Consider the following 11,478-nt stretch of genomic DNA (forward strand, 5'->3'; position numbering starts at 1 on the left):
ATACTATACATTTATAAGCTAATTCGCTTTGCCCCAAAGTTTTACCAAAGCTTTTTTGTGACTTCCGATTTTCCCCACAATTATCGTGATGTTGATGCTATAATTTTCGGACTATGGGTGAAAAACTACCTTTTTTAAAAATATTCTTAACTTTTTGTTTCTGCCTGCTGATGTTTCAGATGAAGGCTCAGTGCCCTTCTTCTGTAGGTGTAACTTCAGACCAGGGCTTAACCATTTGCCAGGGAACCAGTGTAACCTTTACAGCCAATCCCTCGGGAGGAACAAACTTATCTTATGCATGGACATTAAACGGAGCACCGGCAGGAAGTAATAGCCCTAGCTTTACTCCTACCAGTCTTGCCAGTAATGATAAGATCCAGGTGACCGTTACTTCTGCTGATAATACTTCCTGTAGCAAGGCCAGTAGTGTTTTAACCATGACGGTAAATGCCAATCGTACCGGAACGCTGCAAATCCAGGCTTCAAATTCTAATATTTGCCCCGGCGAAACGGTCAATTTTGTTATATCTTCCATCACCAACGGGGGCAGCAATCCTACCTATGACTGGAAACTTACCCGCAATAGCACTACCTCAAGTGTGGGAAGCACTAGTAGCTTTTCCAGCAGCAATTTACAGAATGGAGATAAAATACAATTATTCGTAAAATCGAGCGTTCCCTGTACTCCGGATTTTTCCAGTAATATTATCACCATTTCAGAAAAACCGGGGCCTCCTGCCCAACCAGGAAACATCTCGGGGGAAACCGCCGTATGTCCCGGAGCTTCGGTAACCTATACTATTGCAAATGTTAGTAATGCTTCAGGTTACTTATGGTCCTTACCACAGGGATGGACGGGTAACAGCAGCAGTACTTCCATTACTGTGGTTGCAGGAAACAATGGGGGCAATATCACTGTGAGTGCACAAAATTCCTGCGGAACAGGAATCTCACAAACTTTACCCGTTACTGTAAAAAGCGGCACCCCTTCCCGTCCTGCTCCAGTATCCGGCGCAACAAGTGTATGTCCTTCTACTTCTGAAACTTATGAAATTTCACCGGTCTCCGGGGCTTCTGAATATATCTGGACTTTACCTGATGGCAGCACCCAAAGAACAAGTGCCACATCAATACAGGTTAATACAAATTCTTCAGGGAACAGCAATGTCTCTGTTCAGGCCACCAATGATTGCGGAACCAGCACAAAATATACCTGGAATGTTTCTATAAAGCCCGGAACACCAGTAATGCCCGGTACAATCACCGGAAATAATGCTATATGTCCAGGCACATCAGCCACCTACTCCATTTCCGCTGTTAGCGGCGCCAGCAGTTATGAATGGACGCTGCCAAACGGGTGGAGTGGCAGCAGCACCGGCACTTCTATAACTGCGACCGCCGGTGCTTCCGGCAACGGAAATATTAGCGTTAGAGCTATAAATGATTGTGGAACAGGGCCGGTTCAGACCTTAGCTGTTACTGTTAAAGATGGCACCCCTAACACGCCCGGCACCATAGGTGGTTCAACAACCGTCTGCCCTAACACTTCCGAAATTTACAGTATTACACCCGTGGCAGGCGCTTCAGAATATGTATGGGTTCTCCCCAGTGGATGGAGCGGTAGCAGCACTTCAGAATCCATAACAGTTACCACGGGCAGTTCCGGCAGCGGCAGCATTAGCGTTAGAGCTAAAAACGACTGTGGCACCAGCACTGCAAGAACACTTGCCGTTGGAGTTAGTAAACCTGCTCCTGTAATGTCTGGCACAATCACTGGTCCTGTAGAAGTATGTACAGGAACCACCAATCTTACTTACAGCATTCCTGCTATCACCAATGCTACCTCCTATGAGTGGACAGTTCCAAACGGATGGGCTATAACTTCAGGAGCAACAAGCAATTCCATCAGGGTCACTGCCGGTTCCAGTGGTAATATTTCTGTTATTGCAAGGAACAGCTGTGGAGACAGCTCTCCTTCCCAGTCTTTTAGCGTACAGGCTACCAATGGGGTGCCGGCCACTCCAACTGCGATTACTGCTGTAGATGGTCAAAACAGGCCAGTGGCTGCCGTTTGCCCTCCAGCTACAGGGTTGGTATTTTCAGTTCCTGCAAATCCAAATGCAAAGAGTTATGTCTGGACATTACCTCAGGGCTGGGAAATTACTTCAGGAGTAAACACAAATGCTATCACTGTAAGGGTAAATGCCAGTGCACTGGAAACCAATAATGCTTCAGTAAGCGTTAAAGCTATTAATATTTGTGGGTCAAGTCCATCTGTAAGTTATAGTGGAATTACCGTAAGAAACCATGTAGAAGCAAATATTGGACCCGACCAAACAGTTTGTAAATCCCGAAATCCTATCACCATTGTAGCTACTATTGGTTTTAATAAAAGATTAAAAGTAGATAAAGTTACTTCCACAGGCTCTGGAAATATCTCTGGTGTTCCCAATGGCAATACAGAGGGTTTCCCATTTACCTATACACCAAGTCAAAGCGATTTGAATTTAAGCCAGGTAAAAATAAATCTAACCACTGATGCTCCATCAGGAGCATGCGGTCCAGGTGGTGATGAAATGATTATCTTTTTTACACCTGATGCTACTATAAACAATCCTTCAAATAAAAATCAGGCGGTTTGCATTAATTCTGCCATTGCTCCAATAGGTTTTGCCATTGGAGGCGGAGCTACCGGCGCCAGTGTAACCGGTTTACCAGCAGGTTTAACGGGTAACTTCAGCAACGGAAATTTTACTATTTCAGGAAGCCCTTCTTCTGCAGGCAGCTTTAATTACATCGTAAATACTACCGGCCCATGTACTCAAACTTCCCAAACCGGTACTATAACTGTTAATCCTTACCCAACTGTTAATAAACCCACTAATATTGCCGCATGTAATAACAGCAATGTGGCGGCTATAGCTTTTTCCGGCAGCAGTGTTTCCGGAACCAGTTATAGCTGGACCAATAACACCCCTTCCATAGGCCTTGCAGCAGGTGGTACTGGAAACATACCCTCATTTATGGCCATCAACAGCGGGAATACTCCTAAAGTAGCTACCATTACCGTTACCCCTACTGCTAATAACTGTACCGGGACTTCAGAGACTTTTACAATAACCGTAAATCCTTCAGCGGCTTTTAGCACTCCAATCGATGTTACCGTTTGCAACAATGCTACTGTTCCGGTCATTAATTTCTCGGGAAGTAATGTTTCAGGCACATCCTTCAGCTGGACCAATGACAACCCTTCTATAGGCCTGGCAGGAAGCGGCACCGGAAATATTGCCTCTTTTTCAGCAAAAAACACTACTGCAACGTCGCAGGTCGCTAATATAACCGTGATTCCCATGGCGAACAATTGTGAGGGCATAGCTCAAAGCTTTAAGATCACTGTTAATCCCACTCCCACTGTGAACAAACCTGCAGATATAATTTCCTGTAATAATGGCTCTGTTTCTGAAATTGTTTTTTCCGGAAGCAGCGTTTCCGGGACTACCTATAAATGGACTAACGACAAACCATCAATTGGGTTAGCTGCAGCCGGAACCGGAAATATTCCTGTTTTTACTCCCCTTAATACAGGAAATGCTCCTATTACGGCTACTGTTACGGTTACCCCTGAGGCGAATGGATGCAGCGGGGCCGCCGAAACTTTTAAAATAACTGTTAACCCAACCCCTTCAGTGAATTTACCGGCTGATGTGTATGCCTGCAATGGAGGCTCTGTTTCAGAAATAACATTTACCGGAAACGTTTCAGGATCTACCTTCAGCTGGACCAATGACAGCCCAGGTATTGGGTTGAGTGCTAACGGAACTGGAAACATTCCCTCGTTTACAGCTGTAAATACTTCTGCTACGGCTATCGTAGCCACTATTACCATTACTCCTGAAGCAAATTCCTGCCAGGGAAATGCAAAATCATTTACAATTACCGTTAATCCTAATGCTGTGGTAGATGCAGGGCCAGACCAAACAATTTGTTCCAATACTACTGCCGGTATGGCTGCCACTTTGGGCGGTGGGGCAAGTACAGGCACATGGACAACCAGCGGATCCGGCAGCTTCTCAAACAATAGTGCAAATGCAATATATACCCCCAGCGCAATTGATGTTCAAAATGGGGAGGTAACTCTAACTTTTACCACCAATGATCCCGACGGCCCGTGCCAGGCTGTTAGTGATTCAATGAAATTAACAATAAACAAAGAGGTGGTGATAACCACACAGCCTTTTGACGTTGGCGTATGCTCCACCCGTAATGAGGAATTAATTGTTGTTGCTACAGGCAGCAATCTTCAATACCAGTGGTTCAAAAACGGAACTGCAGTACCTGGTGCAACTTCAGCCATACTTAGCTTTAATAATGCGCAACCTGCAGATAGCGGATCTTACTATGTAGAGGTAAGTGGGGAGAGTGCCTGCGGAGCACCTGTAAAATCTGATGAAGTCATTTTTAACGTGGATGAGAATATTCTTGTAAATACCCAGCCGGTTTCCCAGGATCTTTGTGAAAATGAAAATTTATCCCTTTCGATTTCAGCAACCGCCACCGGAGGAAATCCTGGCTTCAGATGGCGTAAAGATGGGGTGGAACTTTCAGACAACAGCCGTATTTCCGGAGCTACCACCGCTAATCTCAATATTAGCAACCTTACAGCAGCCGATGCGGGAAATTACGATGTTATTATAGACGGCCCTGCCGGATACACCTGCGATACCGGATATTCCACCATTGCTAAAATTACCGTGAGCGAAGAGCCAACGATTGCAGTGGGAAATAATCTGGAAAGGTGCTATACTTCAGGAGCTATTAATATTGGAGCAGATGCCAGCGGGTCTAATTATTCTGCCGTGTTGTGGACTCATAATGGAACAGGAAGCATTTCTTCAGCAACTTCTTTAACAGAAGCTACTTATACTCCCGGCAGCAACGAATCAGGAGATGTGATGCTTACGCTTACCTTAAGTGGCAATGCTTCCTGCGTGGAAGCCTCAAAATCGAAAATCCTTACTATTGTTCCACAACCGGTGATTACCAGTTTTACTTATGCCGCGGCAGAGTTTTGTGAAACCGATGCCAATGTAAAAGAGCCATCGGTATTGGGAAGCAATTTCATCTTAGAAGAAGGCAGCTTTAGCGTACAGCCTGCCACTGGCCTTTCGATAGATCTGCAAAATGGAAAAATCACCCCCAATGCCAGCACCCCGGGTGAATATGTTATCACCTATTCTACCTCTGCAACCGCCACCTGTGCTGCTGTAACGGCAATATTCAATCTGGCTATAGGGGAAGAACCCGATGCCACTTTTGGATATGATCAGGATATTTTATGTAAAGACACCAGGGATAACAACCAGAATAGCAATCCTGTTATCTCGTTTGCTGAAAGTGGGCATGAGAATGTTGATTCCTTTAGCGCTACTCCGGCCGGCCTGGATTTAGATGTTTCTGATGGCGCTATTAACCTTGGCAATAGTGCTCCGGGAACCTATACCATCACAAGAAGTGTAGATTACACCGGCACCAGTGAGGATGGATGTGCTGCGGTATCTGCCAGTGTTAATATCACCGTATCAGAAAAACCTATCCCGGATTTCAGTTATACTGCTTCTGAGTACTGTTCCAATGCTTCTAATCCTGTTGCTGAACTAGCGGCCGGGGGCCAGGCAGGCATATTTTCTGCAGATAATGCGGGCTTGGTATTTGTTAATACCAGTACCGGAGAAATTAATTTAGCGGCAAGTACCCCGGGCACTTATACCGTTACCAATACCATAGATCTACAGAATGATGGTTGCGCTGAAGTTTCCTTCGATTTTGAAATCACTGTCACTCAACTTCCTGTAGCTAATTTCTCTTACAGCAGTAACGCCTTCTGCCAGGATTCTGCAACAGACCCTGCTCCTGTACTTAATGGTACCGCCGGCACCTTTACAGCACCCCCTGGCCTGGTGATCAATCCTGCCACCGGAGTTATTGATATTAGTGCAAGTACACCAAACTCTTCAGATCCTAACGATGTTTATACAGTTACAAATACTATTCCCGCAAGTGGAGGTTGTTCTGAAGTTACGGCCCAGTTTAACGTGAGAATAGACCCAGTTCCTGTTGGCGGAGAATTGACTTTTGATGTTGCCGGGAATCCCAATTCTTATCTTATTTGTTATGATGCCACCTCAAATTTCCTTGTGAATATTGTAGCTTCAGGATATACAGGTACTATAAAGGACTGGCAGAAATTTAATCCGCAAACCAATACCTGGATTCCGGTAAGCGGCAATGGCAATCCATATACCAGTGACACCTTCAATAATTATGGCAGTATTAACGGCACCACCATGTTCAGGGCAGTGATCCAGAGTGGTTCCTGTGGACAATTAGCTTATTCTAAAATGGCCGTGGTAAATGTAATTCCAGATGATATTAAACCAAGTCCTGTGGAGGCCAGTGCAGATATTGTTTGCCTTGGTGAGGATGTGTTACTTACCTCTCAAAGCGGCTATGCTTCCGGTTCTTATATTACTTCAGGAGATTTTAATAATGCTAATCCGGAAGGCTGGATAGTAGATGGCAGCACGAGCAACAATTTTCCTGCCAACGGAAATAACACAAAACCCAACCGCTGGTCTGAAACCAATGATCATCCTTTTGATACACGGGACGGATCTAAAGTGTTTGATGCAAAGGATGGAAAGTTCGCTATTGTGAGCGGCCAAAACCTTTCAACTTTGGAATCGCCGGTCTTCAACACATTTGGATTATCTACGGCTTCTTTGCGTTTTGACGAGGCCTTTATCATGGGTCCAAATTCAAAAATGAAGATCGAACTTTCTTTAGATGGCGGTAGTTCTTATAATATTGTATTAAGAAACGGAGCCTATGGCATTGATGCAAGTGGAGTCGCCAGAACCAACAATTACCAGGATTTTAGTGGAAGCAATCAGGTAATAGATTTATCAGACTATGTTGGCCAGCCCAGATTAAGAGTGAGGTTTACCTTTGATGGAAGAAACGATCCTCCACGAAGTATCTGGGCATTGGATAATATTACGCTGCCAGACAAACCCATTAATGTTGCAATTGAATGGACAGATGAGGACGGAGTGGAAATTGGCTCCACAGAAAATATTACCGTTACCCCGGATAAGCCAGGAGTTAACACTTTTTATGTGACCTCTTATATCCTGCTGGATGACAATGGAAATGAATGCCGCAGTTCCGGTGGGAATACCACTTCCATAAGTGTTTTTGCCTTTGACAATTACACGGCAGAGGCTCAATTGGCTCCCAATCAGAATTTTACCTGTGGTTTAAACACGGTTAAATTGAATGCGAAAATTATTTCCCGTTATTATGCAGGCGAGGTAGAGGAGTTTGCTCAGGATGATAATTCCACCGCAAGGTGGTCGGTATCAGGGTTAACACAGGCTCAGTCTGATGCTTATTTCTCTGACCCTACAGATCCTAATGCAACCTTTACCGCTCCTTCGGCAACCACACCTTATGTGATTAACTGGAGCATAACCCCTGATTCCCGAAGCACATGCCCACCATCTTCAGCAGCTGTTGAAGTGGTATTTACAGACTGTACCACCCTGGATTTTGATGGTGTGGATGATTATGTAGATCTTGGAAAATCTTATAATGCCGCCTATAGTATAGAAGCCTGGGTTCGGCCAGAAGCTGCATCAGGATTTATCTGGAGCGGACCCGGATACCAGCTGCTGATAGAAAACAACAAACCTGTTTTTAAAGCAGGCACTGCAAGAATAACCTCAGCAAACAGCATCGCTGCCAACGGTCGCTGGTATCACGTTGCTGTAAGTTACGACGGCTCCAATGCCACGATGTATATTGACGGGTTGAAAGTGGCCAACGGCAATGTGCCTTTTTCACCTAATAATGAGAACTTTTTAATTGGTGCAAGGTATGATTCCGGGACAGGAGATATAGACACCTTCTTTACAGGCTGGATTGAAGAAGTAAGAATTTGGAATACTGTTCTAAGTGTAGATCAGGTACGCTTCATGATGAACCAGAGGCTGTACAATAATGGAACAAAAATGGGCGTGGAAATCCCTATGGATGTTCCCGGCGGCCTAAGTTTTGCCAATCTTGCAGGATATTATCAACTTAACACAGCAAATATTGGGGGTGGCTTTACTCCTGATCTTTCTTCGAGTGCTGTAAATGGCAGGTTACACAATATGAACACGCTGCAGGAAAACACTGCTCCCCTTCCGTATATTTCTAATACAGACGGTAAATGGACAACTAACTCTACATGGCTGCGGCCAACGGTTTGGGATATTCCCAATGGCCAGGGTGTAACCGGCGACCCTATAGATTGGAATATTGTGAAACTTCAGAACAATATAAGTTCCGATGCCAAAGACATTACTGTTTTGGGGTTAAAATCAGAATCTGGTAAATTAACCGTTGCGAATCCTTCCCAGGCTAATAATGAAAGTAACAGCGGGCAGATGCTAAGGGTAACCCATTACCTCCTTCTCAATGGAAACATAGACCTCACCGGTGAATCGCAATTGCTACAGGATGAAGGCAGTTTACTTGCCGAGAGCAGCACCGGTTGGCTGGAAAGAGATCAGCAGGGCACCCGAAGCAGCTTTAATTATAATTACTGGTCCAGCCCGGTGAGTGCCCAGGGAACTGCAAATAATTCAGATTATACCATTGCTCAAATTTTACGTGATGGTACAAATAGTAATAATCCCCAAATCATAAACTTCCGGCCCGGGCATGAAGCAGCGGACGGAGCAAGGTCAAATCCAATAACTACCAGTGAGTACTGGCTCTGGAGGTTTAATGGCACATCTGATGTTTATGAAGAATGGGTTCACATTGGTTCCTCCGGAAGTCTTAAAACCGGGGAGGGCTTTACCATGAAAGGAACAGATGGGAATGCTGCAATTTCAGACCGCCAGAACTATGTCTTTAAAGGTAAGCCTCATAACGGGGACTTCACCCTTGCTGTGGGAATGGATAAAAATTATTTGATAGGCAATCCATACCCCTCTGCTATGGATGCCCGGGAGTTTATCCTGGATAACCTTAACCAAAGTGATGTGGCCGGGGCAAGAAATACAAAAAATGTTTTTAATGGAGTAGTATATTTTTGGGACCATTTTGCGGGACATACTCATATTTTAAGGGAGTACGTTGGAGGCTATGCAGCATTTACTCTTGCAGGTGCGGTTCCTGCAGTTTCTATAGATGAAAGAATAAATGACAATGAAGCACAGGGAACAAAAATCCCGCAGCAATATATTCCGGTAGGACAGGGCTTCTTTATTAACACCGGCCTGGATATCTCCTCTGGTGGCGCAGGTGGCACAGGTATAAATGTGAATGCCGGAAATATTATTTTTAAGAACAGCCAAAGAGAAGGAATAAGGGAATCCTCCAGTAATTCCATTTTTCTTAAACCCATCTATCCTACAAAAACATCAAAAGCGAAAAAAGACGAACGCGCTAAAATCAGGATGAGGTTTGATTCTCCAAAAGGCTATCACCGGCAAATTTTGGTTACCGCAGATCCTGTTACTACAGAGAATGTAGACCTTGGCTATGACGCCCCCCTTATTGAATACAACCTGGACGATATGTATTGGCTAATCAACCAAAGAGAGTACGTGATACAGGCAGTACCAGATTTTGGACCGGAGAGAATATTACCTCTTGGCATACAGCTGGAAGAAAAAGGTGAATTTACTATAGCCATAGATTCCACTGAAAATATGGATAAGAATTACAAGATTTACCTTAGAGATCAGCTAAATGACAGTATCCATGATTTCGCAGATGGTGCCTATCATGCAGAAGCGGAGAGTGGTTTTGCAGATGAAAGATTTAGCGTGATTTTCTACAAAAAACAGACTCCTGTTCCTGTCCCTGACGAGGAAGAGGAGGAGGAAGAATCTCCTTATAGTACGGTGCATATAGATTATAACATGAACACTCGTGAACTGAAGGTTTACAATCCTGAACTTATTAAAATAGATGATGTAATAATTTTTGATCTTACTGGAAGAACAGTGCAACATTTTGATGATGTTGCTACGGAAAAAGAAGTGATTTTACCTGTAAAACAGTTCCCGGCTGCCGTCTATATTGTTAAATTAATAGGGGCAAAAGGCAAAGAAAATAAGAAGATGATCATGAAATAAGAAGTCCCATAAAATTTTGAATAGAACCATCTTCTTTAATCAAACAGAAGGTGGTTTTTTTATGCCATAACGCTTCTTCGTATTTCACCACTTTTATCTAAAATCTCAAATAGAAGTTCTTTAACCTCAAAAAGATGCTTTTAATCGATTTTATGTGTATGTTTGGGCTTTAGGGAAAAATTTATTGCCTATGCAGAAAACTACTCCTGCTAAAGATTTTATTAAGAAATTAATTATTATAACGGTTTTAGGAAATATCTTCTTAACCGTTTCGCAATCCAACAGTAAAGAAATTTCCTACGATAAAAAAGAGGAGATTCAAAATCTTATGTCTGCTTACAAGATAGCAGGACCCAAAATTAACGTTACCTCTTTGGAACATGCAGAATGCATTACTACTGCTAGCGGCAAAATAAGCATCAAAATTTCAGGAGGCAAAGCACCTTATTCTTATTCCTGGTCCGGTGATGGGAATTTTACATCAAATACTAAAAATATTTCCAATCTTCTGCCCGGAAATTATACCGTTACAGTAACCGATAGCAATGGAGATTATTCTTCAGAAACCATTGTAATTGAAGTTGAAGACAATATAAAACCAACCGTACAAACCCAAAATATCACTGTTGAACTGGATGCTAATGGACAGGCCACTATTTCAGCAGATGCAATCGACAATGGTTCTTCAGATAATTGCGCTATTGATGAGCTTTCCCTGGATAAGACCAGTTTTAACTGTGACGATATTGGCAGCAATTCCGTAGAACTTAGCGTGACTGATGTTAATGGGAATTCAGCAAAAAAATCGGCTACAGTCACTATTCAGGATAAAATAAAACCAACCGTAAAAACTCAAAATATCACTATTGAACTGGATGCTAATGGGCAGGCTACTATTTCAGCAGAGGAAATTGACAATGGTTCTTCAGATAATTGCGCTATTGATAAACTTTCCCTGGATAAGACCGGTTTTGACTGTGACGATATTGGCAGCAATTCCGTAGAACTTAGCGTGACAGATGTCAATGGGAATTCAGCAAAAAAATCGGCTATAGTCACTGTTCAGGATAACATAAAGCCTACCGTAAAAATTCAAAATATCACCATTGAACTGGATGCTAATGGACAGGCCACTATTTCAGCAGATGAAATCGACAATGGTTCTTCAGATAATTGCGCTATTGATGAGCTTTCCCTGGATAAGACCAGTTTTGACTGTGACGATATTGGCAGCAATTCCGTAGAACTTAGCGTGACAGATGTCAATGGGAATTCAGCAAAAAAA

The 11,478-nt window shown here is 43.4% G+C and carries 2 protein-coding genes; both read left to right on the forward strand.

Annotated features, from left to right (window positions below; genetic code table 11):
- Nucleotides 1-113 precede the first annotated feature (113 nt).
- Nucleotides 114-10,193 (forward strand): DUF8693 domain-containing protein, encoded by a 10,080-nt coding sequence (locus AB8M93_RS05650; RefSeq protein ID WP_373056602.1) that lies wholly within the window; start codon nucleotides 114-116, stop codon nucleotides 10,191-10,193.
- 190 nt (nucleotides 10,194-10,383) lie between these two features.
- On the forward strand, nucleotides 10,384-11,478 hold a 1,095-nt coding region (locus AB8M93_RS05655; protein ID WP_373056603.1), incomplete at its 3' end, for a PKD domain-containing protein.

It is taken from the genome of Autumnicola aciditolerans, from assembly GCF_041679265.1.
In the GTDB taxonomy this organism is placed as follows: domain Bacteria; phylum Bacteroidota; class Bacteroidia; order Flavobacteriales; family Flavobacteriaceae; genus Autumnicola.